General features: G+C 69.4%; 17 protein-coding genes. 7 read left to right on the forward strand and 10 right to left on the reverse strand.

Annotated elements, in window-relative coordinates; genetic code table 11:
- Positions 1-195 precede the first annotated feature (195 nt).
- Together B2J86_RS12995 and B2J86_RS13000 are read left to right on the forward strand one after the other, a co-directional pair.
- The gene (locus tag B2J86_RS12995; RefSeq protein WP_371736522.1) at positions 196-2394 is read left to right on the forward strand and encodes a putative bifunctional diguanylate cyclase/phosphodiesterase; all 2199 of its coding nucleotides are present in this window, start codon (positions 196-198) and stop codon (positions 2392-2394) included.
- The gene (locus B2J86_RS13000) at positions 2391-3269 is read left to right on the forward strand and encodes a phosphate/phosphite/phosphonate ABC transporter substrate-binding protein (protein WP_173025809.1); all 879 of its coding nucleotides are present in this window, start codon (positions 2391-2393) and stop codon (positions 3267-3269) included. The genes B2J86_RS12995 and B2J86_RS13000 overlap by 4 nt, the downstream gene beginning before the upstream one ends.
- A gap of 12 nt (positions 3270-3281) precedes the next feature.
- Here B2J86_RS13000 and B2J86_RS13005 read toward each other — a convergent pair whose 3' ends face one another.
- Entirely contained in the window at positions 3282-4550 is a 1269-nt protein-coding gene (locus B2J86_RS13005) for an MFS transporter (protein WP_173025810.1), read from the reverse strand.
- Between the two features lie 261 nt (positions 4551-4811).
- On the opposite strand from B2J86_RS13005, the gene B2J86_RS13010 reads away from it, so the two are divergent.
- The 5 genes from B2J86_RS13010 to B2J86_RS13030 all read left to right on the forward strand — a co-directional run bounded on the left by B2J86_RS13010 (position 4812) and on the right by B2J86_RS13030 (position 8259).
- Complete coding sequence (locus B2J86_RS13010) at positions 4812-5342, forward strand: RNA polymerase sigma factor (RefSeq protein ID WP_173025833.1); 531 nt, start codon at positions 4812-4814, stop codon at positions 5340-5342.
- Between the two features lies 1 nt (position 5343).
- Positions 5344-5919: a hypothetical protein gene (locus tag B2J86_RS13015; protein ID WP_169167891.1), complete on the forward strand. Its 576-nt coding sequence runs from the start codon at positions 5344-5346 to the stop codon at positions 5917-5919.
- A 53-nt stretch (positions 5920-5972) separates the two neighbouring features.
- Entirely contained in the window at positions 5973-7184 is a 1212-nt protein-coding gene (locus tag B2J86_RS13020) for a sulfite oxidase (protein ID WP_173025811.1), read from the forward strand.
- Between the two features lie 88 nt (positions 7185-7272).
- On the forward strand, positions 7273-7635 hold the full coding sequence (locus B2J86_RS13025; RefSeq protein WP_173025812.1) for a cytochrome c: 363 nt from the start codon (positions 7273-7275) through the stop codon (positions 7633-7635).
- A gap of 474 nt (positions 7636-8109) precedes the next feature.
- Complete coding sequence (locus B2J86_RS13030) at positions 8110-8259, forward strand: DUF3149 domain-containing protein (protein ID WP_169167888.1); 150 nt, start codon at positions 8110-8112, stop codon at positions 8257-8259.
- 29 nt (positions 8260-8288) lie between these two features.
- Here B2J86_RS13030 and B2J86_RS13035 read toward each other — a convergent pair whose 3' ends face one another.
- The 9 genes from B2J86_RS13035 to B2J86_RS13075 form a co-directional block, all read right to left on the reverse strand.
- A complete protein-coding gene (locus B2J86_RS13035) occupies positions 8289-9287 on the reverse strand; it encodes an alpha/beta hydrolase (RefSeq protein WP_173025813.1) in 999 nt (332 codons plus the stop codon).
- Between the two features lie 31 nt (positions 9288-9318).
- Positions 9319-10236: a hypothetical protein gene (locus B2J86_RS13040; protein WP_173025814.1), complete on the reverse strand. Its 918-nt coding sequence runs from the start codon at positions 10234-10236 to the stop codon at positions 9319-9321.
- A gap of 10 nt (positions 10237-10246) precedes the next feature.
- Positions 10247-10855: a penicillin-binding protein activator LpoB gene (lpoB, locus tag B2J86_RS13045; RefSeq protein ID WP_169637948.1), complete on the reverse strand. Its 609-nt coding sequence runs from the start codon at positions 10853-10855 to the stop codon at positions 10247-10249.
- Between the two features lie 22 nt (positions 10856-10877).
- Complete coding sequence (locus B2J86_RS13050; protein WP_169167884.1) at positions 10878-11273, reverse strand: YcfL family protein; 396 nt, start codon at positions 11271-11273, stop codon at positions 10878-10880.
- Positions 11274-11304: 31 nt separating this feature from the next.
- Positions 11305-12819: a COG3014 family protein gene (locus tag B2J86_RS13055; RefSeq protein WP_173025815.1), complete on the reverse strand. Its 1515-nt coding sequence runs from the start codon at positions 12817-12819 to the stop codon at positions 11305-11307.
- Between the two features lie 252 nt (positions 12820-13071).
- On the reverse strand, positions 13072-13812 hold the full coding sequence (locus B2J86_RS13060; RefSeq protein ID WP_173025816.1) for a trans-aconitate 2-methyltransferase: 741 nt from the start codon (positions 13810-13812) through the stop codon (positions 13072-13074).
- 116 nt (positions 13813-13928) lie between these two features.
- Positions 13929-14846 carry a ParB/RepB/Spo0J family partition protein gene (locus B2J86_RS13065; RefSeq protein WP_173025817.1) on the reverse strand — a complete coding sequence of 306 codons (918 nt, stop codon included), beginning with the start codon at positions 14844-14846 and terminating at the stop codon, positions 13929-13931.
- Between the two features lie 7 nt (positions 14847-14853).
- Positions 14854-15393 (reverse strand): alpha/beta fold hydrolase, encoded by a 540-nt coding sequence (locus B2J86_RS13070; protein ID WP_173025818.1) that lies wholly within the window; start codon positions 15391-15393, stop codon positions 14854-14856.
- A 42-nt stretch (positions 15394-15435) separates the two neighbouring features.
- The gene (locus B2J86_RS13075) at positions 15436-16263 is read right to left on the reverse strand and encodes a ParA family protein (RefSeq protein WP_173025819.1); all 828 of its coding nucleotides are present in this window, start codon (positions 16261-16263) and stop codon (positions 15436-15438) included.
- Positions 16264-16367: the final 104 nt, after the last annotated feature.

Raw genomic sequence — 16367 nt, forward strand, 5'->3', positions numbered from 1 at the left:
CATATTTCGGTAGCAAACTCCACCACTTTGCATCCTTGGTGCGCGGCCGTTGTGCAACCCCCTCTCCCCCGAGCATGGCTCGCGTTCCTGAGCCGCCATTCCGGGCGCATTCTCGTCACTGGCAGCGCCGGTCTGTCACTGGCTCTGCTGGTCCTGGTCTGGACCTTCACATGGCAGAGGCTGGACGCAGAGAAAGTGCTGACCCGTGCCAACGCCAGCGTACAGCAGCAGAACCTGAGCCACATCATTTCCGAGAACCTGGGCCAGATCCTGGACCGCGGACGGGTGATGGCGATCGCCGCCGAGGGCTGGTTCAATGGCAACCCCGCGGAAACCCTCGGCCACCTGTCGTCGATGGCGGCCGCAGACCGCATCTTTCTGCGCATCGCGCTGTACGACCAAACGTCGCGGCGGGTCTACACCTCGTCCCCCGCGCAGGACAGCCCCGAATTCACCACTGCCGTCTGGGCGTTGCTGAGCACGTCCGCGCAGGAAGGCACCAACCATCTGCGCCTCGCGCCCCTGTCGCCATCGAGTGAACACGCGTGGCAGATCCCGCTCCTCATCCCGGTGAACGGCAACCACAACACCCCGCGCGGCGTGCTGCTGGTGGTACTCGACCTCGGCTACTTTCTGCAGTTGTACCGGCACATCGACATGGGCCGCTCCGGCGTGATCCAGGTGCTGACGGCCGACGCCATGGTCGTGGCGGAGGCGCGCCCCGAGGGTCTGGTGCTGCAGAACGGCGCCCGCCGTGCGGGTGTGTCACTCCCGCCCGGCGTCCATGCGGGTGCGCTGCAGGGCGATCTGTTCCAGGATGGGCGGACGTACCTTTCCAGTTTTCGGCAACCCGAGAGCCGGCCGTTCACCGTCGTCGTCAGCCGCGACATGCAGGAGATTCTGACCGCGCACTCGGCCATCCGGTCCCGCTTGTTTGCCGGTCTGGCCGTGCTGACGGCCTTCTTCGCCGCGGTCACCTTCTGGGTGGCGCGCGGCATCCAGCGCCAGGGCGGTCTGGTGGAGGCCCTGGCCCGGTCCAATGAGAAGAACCAACTGCTGATCGACCAACTGGAAGAGGAGAAGCGCCGCGCGGTCATGCTGGCCGCCCACGACCATCTGACCGGGCTGCCCAATCGGCGCATGTTCAACGAGCTGCTGGCCAGCCACCTGCTGCAGGCCAAGCGCAACCGCAGGCACTATGCGCTGATGTATCTGGATCTCGACCGCTTCAAGAGCGTCAACGACACCCTGGGCCACCATGTCGGCGACCTGCTGCTGCAGGCCGTCTCGGCCCGGCTGCGCGCGGGCCTGCGGGAGTCTGACCTCGTGGCGCGCCTGGGCGGGGACGAGTTCGCCGTGCTGGTGACCGGCCTGGAGCGCATGGACGACATCGCCGCCGTCGCCGGCAAGCTGGTGGAACAGCTCAGCCTGCCCTACGAGGGCCTGGACGGCCACGCCATCCAGACCAGCCCCAGCATCGGCGTGGCCGTCTTCCCCCGGGATGGCCAGGACATCGGCGCCCTGAGCCGGCATGCCGACGCCGCCATGTACCAGTCCAAGCGCTCCGGTCGCGGCAGGTACACCTTCTACGACGCGGTGCGCAAACCGGCCGATGCGCGCTTCCTCGAACAGCGCCTGCCCAAAGCCATTGCCGAGCATGAACTGGTGCTGCATTTCCAGCCCAAGGTCCGCCTCTGCGACTACCAGTTGGTCGGGTTCGAGGCGCTGGTGCGCTGGCAGCACCCGGAGTTCGGCCTGATCTATCCGAACGATTTCATCCCCCTGGCCGAGAGCACGGGCGCCATCGTTGAGCTGGGCAACTGGGTCGCGCAGGCCTGCTGCCAGCAACTGGCAAGCTGGCAGGCCGAAGGGCTCAAGGTGGTGCCCATCGCCTTCAATGTGTCCGCCATGCAGCTGCTGGACGAGGAGCTGCCCCTGCGCGTTGCGGGCATGCTCGCCACCCACGGCGTGGCGGCCGGATCGCTGGAAGTGGAGATCACCGAGACCTGCCTCGTCGAATCGATGGACGTCGCTGTCAAGGTGCTCGATGCGCTCGAGAAGCTGGGCGTGCACATCGCCCTGGACGACTTCGGCAGCGGATTTTCCAGCCTGGGCTACGTGCGCACCCTTCCCATCCACTGCATCAAGATCGACCGCTCGTTCATCAACGACATCCGCAACAGCCCGGACGACGCGGTCATCGTCACCTCCATCATCACCCTGGCGCACAACCTCAAGATGCGCGTGGTGGCCGAAGGCGTCGAGCGGCTCGACCAGCTGATCCACCTCAAGACCGCCGGTTGCGACGAGGTCCAGGGATACTTTTTCAGCCGCCCCGTTCCCGCCGATGCGGCCCGGGAATTCCTCCTGCAACCCGCGATGTCCCCGGCATGAAAAACCCCTTTCGCAGCCTGTGCGCCGGCTTGGCGCTCACGGTGGTCGCGCTGCACGCCCCGGCGGCCACCTGTGAAGATCCGCGCCCCCTGCGGCTGGCGCTGGTTCCCCTGAAAGACCCGACGACCCAGCTGGCCCAGTACCGTCCCCTGATCCGACAGCTGGAAATCGCCCTGGACCGGCGCATCGAGACGGTTCCGGCCACCTCGTACGGCGCGGTCATCGAAGGCCTGCTGGCCGGCGGCATCGACCTGGCCGAACTCGGCCCGGCCTCTTATGCCATCGCGATGCACCGCGGCGCCCATATCGCCCCCATCGCCTCGTTTCGCCTGCGCGCGGGGCCGGCGACCGACTCCACCAAGTCCTACTACTCGCTGCTGATCACGCGCCGCGCAGCGGGCCTGACAAGCCTGGAGGGGCTGCGCGGGACCACGCTCAGCCTGACCGACCCGGCCAGCACCTCGGGCGCGTTGTTGCCGCGCAAGGCCATCCAGCAGTTGACCGGAACACCCCTGGACAGCTATTTCCAGCGCGTCACCTTCGCCGGCTCGCACGACCGCGCCATCGACACCGTGCAAAAAGGCCTGGTGGATGCCGCCTTTGTTTCGAGCACCTCGGTGGACGAAGCCGTCCGCCGTGGCAGGCTGCGCATGGAAGACCTTCACACCCTGTGGAAGTCAAACCCCATTCCCTACGACCCCTTCGTGCACCGCACTCAACTGTGCCCGGCGCTGGCCGCCAAAATCCGGCAGGTCTTTCTGGGCGACGTGAGCGCGTTGCAAGGCATGTTCAAGGACCTGGGAATGACCGGCTTCGTTCCGGTGTCCGATGCGCAGTACCGCGAGATCCGGGCGCTGTTCCCGCCCAGACCCTGACCTGCGGCCGGCTCACGCCGCCACCGCAGCGGGCCTCGGCGACCGCGCGGCCACGCCCACGCCCACCAGGGCCGCGGACACCACGCTCAGGGCCAGCGTGAGCGCAGAGCCGTAGAAGATGCCCGAGGTCATGCCCCGGTCGAGCATGGCGCCAAACACGGGGGCGGCGAGGCAAAAGCCCAGGTCCAGGCCAGAATACACCGTGCCGTACACGCGGCCCGTCGCACCGGGCGGGCTGGCGCGCTTGATGAGCATGTCGCGCGACGGCCCCGCCAGGCCGGTGCCCAGGCCTGCCACCGAAGCCACCGCCACCGCCGCCATGCCGGACAGCCAGCCGGTTCCGACCAGCACCAGCAAGGCCGCCGAGGCCAGCAGGCACACTGAGATCACCTTTTCCAGGCGCACCACGCGGCCCACCAGGAAGCCGCCCACCACCATGCCCGCCGCACCGCACAGCATGTAGCCGGTGACCACCATGGCCGTCACGCTCAGGGGCAGTCCGTGCATGGTCTGTAGCGCGGGGCTGGCGAAGCTCTGGATCGCGCTCAGGGCGCAGGTGCTCCAGAAAAAGAACGAAAAGCACAGCCACACCGAGGGCAGCTTGAGAAAGGCCATCGGGTGCTCATCCGCCACGGCGCTGCCGCCGCCCTTGGCCTGGTGCGCCCAGGCGCCCTGGCGGTCGTCGAGCGCGTCGCGGTTGGCCACCATGACGGCCAGCATCCCCAGCGCCAGCGCAGCACCGCACAGGCAGGCGGTGCGCCACGAGCCGGTGGCCGTGGTGATGCCGGCCATGAACACCGGCGCCATCGCCCAGCCCAGGTTGCCCGAGATGCCGTGCACCGAGAAGCCGTGCCCCAGGCGCTGCGGCGACACGCGCTTGTTCAGGATGGTGAAGTCCACCGGATGGAAGGGCGCGTTGCCCAGACCGGCCAGCGCCGCCGCCAGCACCAGGCCGGTGTAGCCCTGCGCCGTGCCCGCCACCAGGCCCGCGGCGGAAAAGCTCGACAGCGCAAAGAACAGAACCGGGCGCGCGCCCACGCGGTCGACCAGAAAGCCCGACATCGCCTGGCCCACGCCCGAGATGACGAAAAATACTGACACCAGCAGCCCGAGCTGCGAGTAGTTGAAACCGAATTCGGCGATCAGCCACGGAAACAGCGGGGGCAGCAGCATGTGGAAGAAATGCGAGGAGCCGTGCGCCAGGCCGATGAGGCCGATGGTGCGGGCGTCCTGACGCAGAGGCACGGCGGCCGGCGCGGGAGGGTGAGAGGGCGTAGTCATGGGCGCCATCTTAGGGAGATGGGAAAACCCTGGCTCGCCCGCACTGGGCGGCCTGCACGCGGCCGCTGCGGCAGGTCTACGTGCCGGGCCTGCAGGCACACCACCCGTCCAAAACACCTGCCGCAGAGCACGCCTGCGCAGGTTGCGTGGCATCACAGAAGCGCTGGATAAACACCGGCACACCACAAAAACAAGGGTAAATACCTAGACGCCTTCCAAGGGCCGAAGGAATAAAGCCCGGCATCCTGCGCTCTTATGCACATGATCCAAACGGCGGAGTCCCGCTACAACCAATGGGTGCGCGAGCACTACCGCTTTTTGCTGCGCAGCGCCTGGGCGCTGATGGGCTCGCGCGCGGTCGCTGAAGACGTGGTGCAGGACTGTTTCACCAGCGCCTGGAAGCACCGCAAGCAGCTGCGCGACCCGGCGCTGGCGCGCGCCTGGCTGTTCCAGATCATGCGCCGCCACGCCCTGCGCCACATGGCGCCACCCCACCTGGCGCTCGACGATGACCTGCCGCACGCCAGCGACGTGGTGGCCGATGGCGCGCTCGACGACCAGCTCGACGTGGTCAAGGCCCTGGCGCGCATCGCGCCCATCCACCGCGAGGTGCTGGTGCTGTTTTATTTCGACGACATGCCCACGGCGCAGATGGCGCAGGCGCTGGAAGTGGCGCCGGGCACGGTGCTCTCGCGCCTCTCGCGCGCCCGCGAGGCGCTGCGTGCGGCGCTGCACCCCACGGGCGCGGCCGCCGCCCCCTCCCCCGCAGCCCCGCGGCTGCGCAAGGTCTGACATGCCCGACCAACGCCCTCCCGACACCGCCTTCGACCTGCGCGCGCGCGCCGAACTTGCGCTGGCCTTTGACCCGGGCCAGCCGCCCCAACATCTGTTCCGCCACACGCCGCTGCTGGCGCGCCGGGGCCTGCAGCGCACTTTGGCCGCGCTGCTGCTCACGGCCACCGGCGCCACGGCGGTGCTGGCCATGCGCCCGCCGGCGCTGGTGCGCGGCGCCATCGAGCACGAGTACTACGAACGCACGCTGCGCGGCGCCTTCATGGAGGCCGCGCCGCTGCTGCAGCACCTCGGGCTGGGCGACCGGCAGGCCCTGCCCGGCTACCCGCAGCTGCTGCGGCCCTGCGACATCGACGGGCACCTGACCTACCACCTCACCACCTTCTTTGAAAAAGGCGGCATGGTGACGGTGTTCGCCTTTGACGACGCGGTGTCGCTGCCGGACGGCAGCGGCTGGTGGGGCAATGTGTACTGGCAGGTCGTGACCTCGCAGGGCGGCAAGCCGCTGGTGCTCGTCGCGCAGAAGAAAAAGGCCCTGGCCGTGGCGCAAGGCGCCTTGGCCGCGCCGCCGCCCTAGCTTGGCGCTCCCCGTTTTCCCTTTCTCACCCCCCGAAGAACCCAGGAGACTTCATGCACTCTGAACCCACTTCCCTGCCCCGCCGCCGCCTGCTCACCGGCACGGCCAGCGCCCTCGCCGCCGCCGGCCTGGCCACCTGGGCGAATGGCGCCGCGGCGCAAGCCGCCGCCGCCAAGCCCCTGCCGGCCTACCTGGGCTGGAAGGACGCCGGCAGCGTCATCGTGCACAGCAGCACCACGCTGGAGACCCGGCGCGGCGCGTTCGGCACCAGCGTGATCACGCCCACCGACCAGCTCTACATCCGCAACAACCTGCCCGCGCCCGACGCGGCCATCGTGGCCAACCGCGATGCCTGGGAGATCAGCGTCAGCGGCGTCAAGAGCCCGCGCAAGCTCACCGTGGGCGAACTCAAGGCCCTGGGCCTGGAGACCGTCGCGATGGTGCTGCAGTGCTCGGGCAATGGCCGCGGCTTCTTCCCGAGCAAGCCCAGCGGCACGCCCTGGACCGTGGGCGCGGCCGGCTGCGTGGTCTGGAGCGGCGTGCCGGTGCGCGCCGTGGCCGAGGCCCTGGGCGGCGTGGCCGATGGCATGCGCTTCATGACCGGCACGGGCGGCGAGAAGCTGCCCGAGGGCATCGACCCCAAGAGCATCGTCGTCGAGCGCTCGGTGCCCGCGGCCGCCATGCAGGACGCGCTGCTGGCCTGGGAGATGAACGGCGCCCCGATCCCGCTGGCCCATGGCGGCCCGCTGCGCCTGATCGTGCCGGGCTACACCGGCGTGAACAACATCAAGTACATCCGGCAGCTGGCCTTCACGGCGCAGGAGAGCGACGCCAAGATCATGTCGCACGGCTACCGCATGACGCCCCCGGGCGGCAAGGGCGACCCGAGCCAGCCTTCGGTGCAGGAGATGTCCATCAAGTCGTGGATCAACGGACCGCTGCCCGACGATGGCCAGATCGCGGCCGGCGCCCCCGTGCAGATCCACGGTGTGGCCTTCGGCGGCCTGCACGCGGTCAAGGGCGTGGAGGTGTCGATCGATGGCGGCAAGACCTGGCAGGCGGCGCGCTTTGTCGGCCCCGACCTGGGCAAGTACGCCTGGCGCCAGTTCGTGCTGCAGGCCAAGCTGCCGGCCGGCACGCACACGCTGGCCAGCCGCGCCGCCGACACGGCCGGCAACGTCCAGCCCGAGACGCGCGGTGAGAACCAGAGCGGCTACAACAACAGCAGCTGGGCCGACCACGCGGTCAAGGTCACCGCCGCCTGACGCTGCCCCGCCCCGCCCCCAGGCCGCAGGGCCTGGGGGTTTTCTTTTGCGCCCTCGGCGCTGCCCCCCTATGGATCGGAACCACACCATGCCACTGCTCTTCAACACCCCCGCCCGCTTCCTGCGCGCCCTGGCCGCGCCCGCGCTGCTGCTGGCCGCCGGCCTCTGCGGCACGGCCACGAGCGCCGCCGACGAAGCCGCCCAGATGGCCCTGGGAAAGAAGCTCTTCACCACCTCCACGCCCGCCTGCGCCGTCTGCCACACGCTCAAGGACGCGGGGGCCGAAGGCGCCGTGGGCCCGGTGCTCGACGAACTGCGGCCCGACGCCGCGCGCGTGACGAAAGCGCTGCGCGACGGCCTGGGCAGCATGCCCTCGTTCAAGGCCAGCCTGACCGACGCGCAGATCGCCGCGCTGGCGCTCTACGTCGCCAAGGCCAGCCGTCAGCCCTGAGGCGCGCGCCCCGCCGGCGCGTTCAGGCAGATGGGCAGGGCAGGCCCCTGCCCGACAGGCGGCGGCGGTCGTTTCAGGTCTGCGATTCGGCGCAGCGGTTTCTCGAAAAACACGCCAGAAAGGACCTGGGCCCCGGCCCGGGCCCATGCCGCCCGCCCCGGGAAAAACCCGCGGTCGGCACCGCCGCGCTCCAGGCTGCCGCGCAGCCCTGCCCAGGCCCCCTCCGCGCAGCAGCCCGGGGAGTGCACCCCAGCCAAATTGGCCTCCAGCCCTTTACCAGAAAGCGCTGACAGCTATCAATTTCATATTCCCGCCCCAGCCTCGTGCGCCCCACAGACCGCAGGACGCGCCATGCCGTGCGGCGGGCGCCCGTGCGCGGGGACCGCCCCGTTGACTTGCGTCAACGCCCGGCTTGAGGCACGCTCCAAAATCCACACCCTGACTATGGTTTTAAAAAGAACGGAGGGACCCCCCATGAAGCTGCTGACCGACCTCTTCACCACCGACTATGGACTGATGAGCATCACCGGCATTGCCATCATGCTGTTGGGCGGCATCGCATCGGCCGTCGTCGTGCGGCGCAAGATGGGCGAAGCTCCGACGGTGGCGGACACCCCCAAGTAACGTAAAGCGGCGCCCCCTGCCGCGCGGGACTACGGCGGCACGGCGGCGCACCACCCCGCCAGGGGTGCACGGGCCCATTGCTCGAGCCACGCCCAGACCTGCTGCACGCCGTCCTGGTCCGGGCCCTGCAGACCGTGGTCGGCCCCCGCCAGGCTGCGAGCGCAGTACGGCGCGGCACGGGTGCGCGCCCGGTCGGCAAAGCGCGCATAGGCTTCGGCCGGCACCAGCGCATCGTCGGCGCCCCAGACCTGCAGCAGCGGCCAGGGTCCGGTGCTGAGCGGCCCGGCCAGCGGCCAGTGCCAGAGGTCGCGCCAATAGCGCAGGCTGCGGCCTTCCAGCACCCTGCCATCGGGCCACGCGCCCGCCTGTGCCAGCCCCAGTGCCTGCCAGCGCGCGAGCGCGCCGTGGCGCTGGGCCTGCAGCGCGCCCGCGTCTCGCGGGTCCAGCCCGCTGGCGCCCAGCAAGACCAGCCCCGCCAGATGCGGCACCTCGGGCGTGAGCGCGGGCAGCAGTTCGGCCCCTTCCGAAATCCCGACCAGCAGCTGCGGCAGCGGCGGGGTTCCCGCGCGCGCGGCCGCGTCGGCGCGCAGCGCGGCACGCGCATGGTCGCGCCAGGCGCCCAGTGCATCGGCCCGCACGAAGTCGGCCGAACAGTCGCCCGGCGCGGTGGCAGCGTCGGCATCCATCCACGGCTTGTGCAGCACCAGCAGCTGCGCATGCAGCAGGCCGGCAAAGTAGCGCGCGGCCACCGGCCCCATGCCAGCACAGCCCGAGCCCGGCACCACGATCACCCGGTAGCGCGCGGGCGCAGCGCGCTCGGCGCGCTCCAGCACCTGCAGGTGCTGGCCCCGGTCGGCCGGCAGGAGGCGCACGGCAAAGCCTGCGCGCTCGCCAGGCAGCGGCGGCGGGCCGGCGGGTGCGGCGCAGCCGGCCAGCCAGGCGCTGGCCAGCACCAGCGCGCCCCGGCCTGCACAGCGCCCGACAGCCCGCGCAAAGCGGGCCGCAAGGGTGCGGGGGACGGGGCTCATGCGCAGCGACCGGAGGCCGCGCGGCGCGCCCTCACTTGAGGATGAGGACCTGTTCTTGCGGCTGCGGCGCGGCCAGCGGCTGGCCGCCCTGCAGCGGCAGGGCCAGGGCCGGGCGCACGCCGCGCGCCAGGCCCGGGTCGGTGGCGCCGAGCTGCTCGCCGAGCTGCTGGAACACGCTCTGGGCCAGGCTTTGCGAGGTCTCGCGCATGACCTTGGCCCGGTTGGGCGGAGCGATGTCGCCGCGGCCGGACAGGATCTTGGTGTCGTTGCCGGTGCCCTGCGCGGAAAACGCCGCCTTGATCTCGTAGGTCCGGGTGTGGATCAGCGAGAAGTCGGCCAGCAGGTCGAGGCCGTACTGGTGCGTGGCGCTGGCGGTGCCCTGCAGTGGCGAGAGCGCGTCGGAGAATGCGATGCTCGAGACCACGCCGAACAGCACGTAGTCGGCGCCGTTGAACTCGCCCTTCTTGATGCGCGCGATGATGTCGTTCACCTGGGGCTGGCGCACGGGTGGGACCATCTTGCCGCCCTGCACCTGGTGGAGCACCTGCTCGGCCTTGCTCGGCTGTGGGGCGCCGGCATCGAAGCCCTTGCCCTGCACGAGGCGGAACGTGGTGCCGCGCAGCAGCGCGCCCTTGATGTCGTTGGTGTAGGCACCGAGCTCGCGCTGCTCGATGTAGCTGTAGCGGCCCGCGACATAGGTGCCACTGGCCTGCGCGGAGGCCTGCATCGAATGGCTGCCCGAGCCGCCGTACAGCCCATGGCTGGCGGAGCCGCGGGCGCTCATCTGGCTGCTTCGCTGGTAGGTGCCGGCCTCGAAGTACTCGGACACCTGCTGGGCATAGGCCAGGTCGGTCACGGCGATGCGGGGCGGGTTCTGCGCGGGGGCCGCGCCGCTCCAGGCGAGCGCGGCGGCCGCCAGCGCGGCGGCCAGGGTGGTTCTGCGTTGCATCGTGGCCCCTTCAGCGCTTGCTGGTCTTGCGAATTTCTTTTTCGTCCGCCCATTCGATCGTGCCTTCCTGCACGTCGAACATCTTGAGCGTGAACTTGTAGAACACGTCCTTGGTCGTGTTGTTCTGCTTGACGATGCTGGTCAGCTCGCCTTCGAGCTGGTACTTGGCCGCCGTCATCTGGCCCACCTTGGCGGTGGTGTTCTGCTTGTACAGGCCGCTCTGGTTCTGGCGCTGCAGCTCGTCCACGCCCTGCTGCATCTCGCCGATCGAGCGCGTGAAACGCACCTTGCCCGACTTGACCAGCGCCGTCTGGATCGAGTTCATGACGTTGGTGGTGTCGATGTACTCGCTGGTCTTGTTCTTGACGGTGGAGATCGTCACCGTGGGGCGGCCCTGGAAGATGCCGGTCTCGAGCAGGCCGCCGGTCATCTTCTCGGCAATCATCTGCAGGTCGGTGGAGCCGAATTCGTTGGTCACCAGCTCGACCGCCTTGGCATCGCCGTAGTTGACCTGGCGGTCAAAACGCACGACGGGGGACGAAAGGCTCTGGCAGCCCGCCAGGGCCAGGGTGCTGGCCGCCAGGGCCAGGAGCAGCGCTTTGCGCGGTACGGTGTGCATCGGTTTTTCCTTTAGCGCGGCTTCAGCGCGCCTCCACGTTCATTTCAAGACGGAAGTCGACCGCGGCGCCCGTCGGCGCCACGCTCTTGACGGTGTGCTGGCCCAGGCCCTGCACGCCGAGCTGCTTCCACGATTCGCCGTCGCCGACCTGGTTGCCCACGGCATCGAGCCATTTGAAGCGGTAGAACACGGTGCGGTCGCTGCGCCCCGTGTTGGCCAGGTCGGCCTGCACGATGAGCACGTCGTTCTTGCGCACAACGCGCATCTCGCGCACGGCCAGGCCCTCGGCTTCGCCGCGCAGGGCGATCTTGGAGGCCACCGCCGGTGGCGTGGCGGGGTCGTGCTGTTGCGCCTGCGCGCTGCCGGCCACGGCCAGAAGGGCCAGGCAGGCGGCGGCAAGGGGGTGGCGGGGGGTCATGCGAAAAACTCCTTCGGGGACTCAACGGGTGTCAATGGGCACGGGCCTGGACGGCCGGCTTGGCCTGCGCGCGCGCCGGGCGCGCGGCCGCAGGCTGGGGCTTGGCGGTGGGAGCCACGGCGGCTGGCGCGGCCGGCGGGGGCGGCTCGGCGGCCACGGCCGCGAGCTGGCCCAGCGTGGCGACCTCGCCGGTCAGCACGCTGCTGTGGTAGAAGCGCAGCGGCACCAGGGCGTACTGGCCATCGACCTTGACCGGCTGCTCCAGCGCACGGCCATTGATGGTGATGCGGTGCTCGCCCGGCGGCAGGTAGCCGCGCGCCACATAGACGCGGCCGGGCAGCATGCGCCACATGCGGTCGTCGGCCTGCTCTGTGGCGGCGGACGCCACGGCGCCAATCAAACCGCCCAGCAGGCCCGCGTTCTTTTGCAGCTGGTCCTGCAGCACGCCCTTGGCCACGGCGCGCGTGAAGCCGCGCAGCACCATGCCGGGCATCTCGTCCTTGAGCGCGCGGCGCGCCATGGCATTGAGGTCGACCACTTTTTCGAGTTTCAGGTCGTAGCCCGCCACCGACAGCTGGCTCAGCAGCGGATCGCTCGACGGCTCGATCACCGGGTAGGAAATGCTCGCCGTCACCAGGCCGCGGCCGGTGGGCACGGGCAGCGTGAAGGCCTTGGGCTTGCGCGCCGGGGCGTCGCCGGCCTCGACCACGAACAGCACGTCTGTCATGCGCTGGCGGCGCTTCCAGGTGAAGCTGCTGCGGTCGTCGAGGCCGCGCAGGCCCTCTTCGAGCACGCCGGTCTCGGGCTTGAGCTCGATCGCCTTGCGGTAGCCGGGCGCGGCCAGGCCGGGCTCGTTCATGGCCTCGTACATGAAGCCGGCCAGGTAGTGGCTGAGCGCATTCTGGTAGCCGTTCTTCAGGGCCAGCACCTCGGGGTCGTTGAGGGTCTCGACCGGGTAGCCATTGATCTGCTTGCTGCCCGACGCGGCGCCCTTGGACTTGGCTTCCTCTTCGGCGGCCAGCGTTTCCTTGGCCCGGAACTCGGCAATGACGGCTTCGCGCTCGTGCGTGCGCTTGATGTCCACGCGGGCGTTGTCAAAGTCGCCCAGCGCCACGCGGTTGAGGGCCATGCGCGTCGTGAGCCAGACCTTCTCGTAGTCCTGGCCTTCGTACACCTTCAGGCGCTCGCTGATCAACGAGGCGCCCACGGTGCCCATGAGCTTCTGCGGGTTGCCGGTGGCGGCCTCTTCCCATTCCTTGACCTTGTTGTCGGCCAGCATGAAAGCGTGGTTGCTGTCCTCGTAGCGGCGGTCCAGCCGCAGCAGTTCGCCGCGCTCGAGGTTGTAGAGCAGCGCGGTTTTGTCGCTTTCGGTGGTGGCAGACGACTCCAGCCGCGCCAGCGCCGCAGGAATGCCCTGGGCCTGTCCAGCGCTGTGCACGTCCGAGGCCAGCTTGTCGTGGCTTTGCAGGCTGGCACAGCCCGTCAGCGCGACGCTCAGCGCCAGCAGGCCCCAGAAACGGGCACGGGAAAAAAACCGGTGGTTCATCAACATTCCTTGGAGGTCTTCGAAGGGCACCAGAAGACCCGGTGGCGCCGCGCAGGCGCCACAGGACAAGGAAAAAGCGGACGCGGGCCTGCGCCCCTGGCACCTGCGGTCCGACCCACCCTCCCGCATCCGGTTTCTTGGCTGGTATTGTAAAAATACAGCCGCAAATGTATCAAAACGTGAAGACAGAGTAATGCGCTTGGTCAATACTCTTGCCGCATGCCACCCTGCCGCCACAGGACGCGGCCGGCTTCAGGCGCGCGTGGCGGCCTCGGGCATGCGGTACACCCACGCACCGCGGCGGCCAGCCACCTGCAGCCGCGCCTGGGCCGGGACACCGGGCAAGGGAAATTCCAGGCTCACCAAGTACGCCCCGGGGTCCAGCTCGGCGCGCGCCTTATCCACGGCGCGCGCCATGCTTTCGGGACGCTGGAACAGGTAGACGAGCTGGTAGCCGCTCCAGTCGGCGCGCCACATGTCGCCGCGGCGCACGCGCGCCCAGGGGCAGCGCAGCGCGCACAGCAGGCGCAGGGCAGCGCTCCACTCCACGCCTTCGATGCGGGCCTGCGGATAAGCACGGCGCAACGCCACCAGCCCGTCGCCCAGGCCGCAGCCGGCGTCGAGCACGCGGTCCTGCGGCGCCAGGGGCGCGAGCGCGGCGAGCGCATCCAGGGCCTTGCGCGGGGTCGGGAACAGCGGCGCGTCGCGCCAGGCATTGAGCGGGTACACCAGCAGCAGCAGCGCCAGCGGCACCAGCCAGGCCCACGCCGGCACGCAGGCTGCGCCGCTGGCCAGCAGCGACAGCGGAAAGCCCGCGGCGATCAGCCCCCGGCGCCACCAGCCGCGCCCCAGCCGACTGGCCGCCGTGCCCAGCGCACAGGCCAGCAGCAGCGCCCAGGGCGCAGGCAGCGCGCGCTGCAGGCCGGCAAACACCAGCCAGGCGGCGGCCCACACCAGCAGCGCGGGCAACGGCCAGGGCAGGCGCAGCACCATGGCGGCGATGTATTTATTTCATTTCTCAATCCAGCGTGAACGCGAAGGACTGCCCAGACAGTGCGGTAGCACGGCAAGGTAATCCGACAAAGTTCCCGTTGGATCTAGAAATGGAATCAGCCGCGCAGCCGGTCGATCAGGCCATTGAGCGCGTCGAGCGAGCCAAACTGGATCGCCAGCTCGCCCATGTCTTCCATGCGACCGCCGCGCTTGACGCGCTTCTTGACCCGCACCTCGACCTCGGCCATGAGCAGGTCCGACAGCTCTTCCTCGACGCGCTTCATGTCGCGCGACTTTTCCTTCTGCGGCTTTTGCGGCACCAGGCTGAAGTCGGCGCCGATCCTCTTGACCAGCGCCTCGGCCTCGCGCACCGACAGCTTCTTGGCGGCGATCTGGTTGCCCGCGGTGATCTGCGTGGCGCGGTCCAGCGTGAGCAGCGCGCGCGCGTGGCCCATGTCGATGTCGCCGGCCATGAGCATGGTCTGCACCGGATCGGCCAGGTTCAGCAGGCGCAGCAGGTTGCTCGCCGCGCTGCGCGAGCGGCCGACGGCCTGCGCCGCCAGCTCGTGCGTGAGGCCGAACTCCTTGACCAGGCGCGAGAGGCCCTGCGCCTCTTCGAGCGGGTTCAGGTCTTCGCGCTGGATGTTCTCGATCAACGCCATGGCGGCGGCGGACTCGTTGGGCACGTCGCGCACCAGCACCGGCACGCTGGCCAGTCCGGCGATGCGCGCGGCCCGGAAGCGCCGCTCGCCGGCAATGATTTCATAGCGGCCGGCGTGCTCGCCCTCGGCCAGGCGCCGCACCAGGATGGGCTGCATGATGCCCTGGGCCTTGATGCTCTCGGCCAGCTCGTAGAGCGCGCCCTCGTCCATGCGCGTGCGCGGCTGGTACTGGCCGGGCACCAGCTCGGACAGGGCCAGCGCGTGCGGCAGGCCGTCGTCCTCGGCCGGCGGCGTGGCCGCGCTGTCTGCGGCCTTGGGGCCCAGCAATGCTTCCAGGCCGCGGCCCAGGCCCTTGGGTTTCTTGGTCGCCATAGGGTGTTCAGTCTTTCATCAGGGTTGCAAGCAGCGCACGGCCTTCGGGCCAGTCGCCCAGGCCCGATTCCGCATTGATATGGCCGCGCTCGCCGCAGTCGACGAAGCGCGCGCCCCAGGCGCCGGCCAGGGCCTGCGCGCGCCCCAGGCTGCAATAGGGGTCGTTGTGGCTACCGACCAGCACGGCAGGAAAGGGCAGCGGCTGCAGCGCCACTGGCGCCCAGCCTGGCAGGTGAGGGCGCAGGTCGGCGCGCTCCACATCGCCCGGCGCCACCAGCAGCGCCCCCTTGACGCGGTGCGCGTGCTTCGAATGCGTGGCCCACCAGGCGGTCAGGATGCAGCCCAGGCTGTGGGCCACCAGCACGACCGGAGCACCGGCGTCCAGCACGACCTCTTCGAGCCGCGCCGTCCAGTCGCCGCGCAGCGGGCGCATCCACTCGTGCTGCTCGACGCGCTGGTAGCCGTGCAGGCGTTCCCAGCGGCTTTGCCAATGGTCCGGGCCCGAGCTTTGCCAGCCGGGAAGGGACAGGACATGGGAAGGATTCACAGCCAATGCACTATTGTTTTGATAGCTTCAAACGCTTGCACATCAAGCATTTGAAGCCTTTTTCTCATTGGACGCGCGGGCGCGCCCGGCGGCTTTCTGCGCCATCGCGGGCACGCGTGCCACCATCTCCTGGGCGAACGCCACAAAAGCCTGGCTGCCTTTGGCCGAGGGGTCGAATACCACGCCGGGCAGGCCGTAGCTGGGGGCCTCGGCCAGGCGCACGTTGCGCGGAATCACGGTGTCGAACACCTTGTCGCCGAAGTGGCCCTTGAGCTGCTCGCTGACCTGCTGCTGCAGCGTGATGCGCGAGTCGAACATGACGCGCAGCAGGCCAATGATCTGCAGGTCGGGGTTGAGGTTGGCATGCACCTGCTTGATGGTGTGCACCAGGTCGGTCACGCCTTCGAGCGCGAAATATTCGCACTGCATGGGCACGACGACACCGTGCGCGGCGCACAGGCCGTTGAGCGTGAGCATCGACAGTGAGGGCGGGCAGTCGATCAGCACGAAGTCGTAGTCGCCATCGACCTCGGCCAGTGCGGCCTTGAGCCGCATCTCGCGGCGCTCCAGCGCCACCAGCTCGATCTCGGCACCGGCGAGCTCGCGGTTGGCGCCGAGCACGTGGTAGCCGCATTTTTCGGCCAACACGGCGGCCTCGCGCACCGACGCCGATTCGATCAGCACGTCGTACACCGACAGGGCCAGCTGGCGCTTGTCGACGCCCGAGCCCATGGTCGCGTTGCCCTGCGGATCGAGGTCGACCATCAGCACGCGCTGGCCGATGCTGGCCAGGCCGGCGGCCAGGTTCACCGCGGTGGTGGTTTTGCCGACGCCGCCCTTTTGGTTGGCAACACAGAAAATTTTAGCCATGGGATCCCGAAAGTTATGGGGTGGGAGACTGCAGCCGGTCAGCAACGGGTCCGCCGTTTTTTCGAGCGCACGGGCGAGGGCGAGACTGGCGCGCACAACACAAT

Origin of the sequence: Acidovorax sp. SRB_14, from assembly GCF_012932145.1 — a bacterium.
Classification (GTDB): domain Bacteria; phylum Pseudomonadota; class Gammaproteobacteria; order Burkholderiales; family Burkholderiaceae_C; genus Simplicispira.

What these genes read in the sequence shown, in the direction of transcription:
- B2J86_RS13000 (WP_173025809.1), top strand. Translation starts at nt 2,391, where the DNA reads ATGAAAAACCCCTTTCGCAGCCTGTGCGCCGGCTTGGCGCTCACGGTG.
- B2J86_RS13005 (WP_173025810.1), bottom strand. Translation starts at nt 4,550, where the DNA reads ATGACTACGCCCTCTCACCCTCCCGCGCCGGCCGCCGTGCCTCTGCGT.
- B2J86_RS13010 (WP_173025833.1), top strand. Translation starts at nt 4,812, where the DNA reads ATGATCCAAACGGCGGAGTCCCGCTACAACCAATGGGTGCGCGAGCAC.
- B2J86_RS13015 (WP_169167891.1), top strand. Translation starts at nt 5,344, where the DNA reads ATGCCCGACCAACGCCCTCCCGACACCGCCTTCGACCTGCGCGCGCGC.
- B2J86_RS13020 (WP_173025811.1), top strand. Translation starts at nt 5,973, where the DNA reads ATGCACTCTGAACCCACTTCCCTGCCCCGCCGCCGCCTGCTCACCGGC.
- B2J86_RS13025 (WP_173025812.1), top strand. Translation starts at nt 7,273, where the DNA reads ATGCCACTGCTCTTCAACACCCCCGCCCGCTTCCTGCGCGCCCTGGCC.
- B2J86_RS13030 (WP_169167888.1), top strand. Translation starts at nt 8,110, where the DNA reads ATGAAGCTGCTGACCGACCTCTTCACCACCGACTATGGACTGATGAGC.
- B2J86_RS13035 (WP_173025813.1), bottom strand. Translation starts at nt 9,287, where the DNA reads ATGAGCCCCGTCCCCCGCACCCTTGCGGCCCGCTTTGCGCGGGCTGTC.
- B2J86_RS13040 (WP_173025814.1), bottom strand. Translation starts at nt 10,236, where the DNA reads ATGCAACGCAGAACCACCCTGGCCGCCGCGCTGGCGGCCGCCGCGCTC.
- lpoB (WP_169637948.1), bottom strand. Translation starts at nt 10,855, where the DNA reads ATGCACACCGTACCGCGCAAAGCGCTGCTCCTGGCCCTGGCGGCCAGC.
- B2J86_RS13050 (WP_169167884.1), bottom strand. Translation starts at nt 11,273, where the DNA reads ATGACCCCCCGCCACCCCCTTGCCGCCGCCTGCCTGGCCCTTCTGGCC.
- B2J86_RS13055 (WP_173025815.1), bottom strand. Translation starts at nt 12,819, where the DNA reads ATGAACCACCGGTTTTTTTCCCGTGCCCGTTTCTGGGGCCTGCTGGCG.
- B2J86_RS13060 (WP_173025816.1), bottom strand. Translation starts at nt 13,812, where the DNA reads ATGGTGCTGCGCCTGCCCTGGCCGTTGCCCGCGCTGCTGGTGTGGGCC.
- B2J86_RS13065 (WP_173025817.1), bottom strand. Translation starts at nt 14,846, where the DNA reads ATGGCGACCAAGAAACCCAAGGGCCTGGGCCGCGGCCTGGAAGCATTG.
- B2J86_RS13075 (WP_173025819.1), bottom strand. Translation starts at nt 16,263, where the DNA reads ATGGCTAAAATTTTCTGTGTTGCCAACCAAAAGGGCGGCGTCGGCAAA.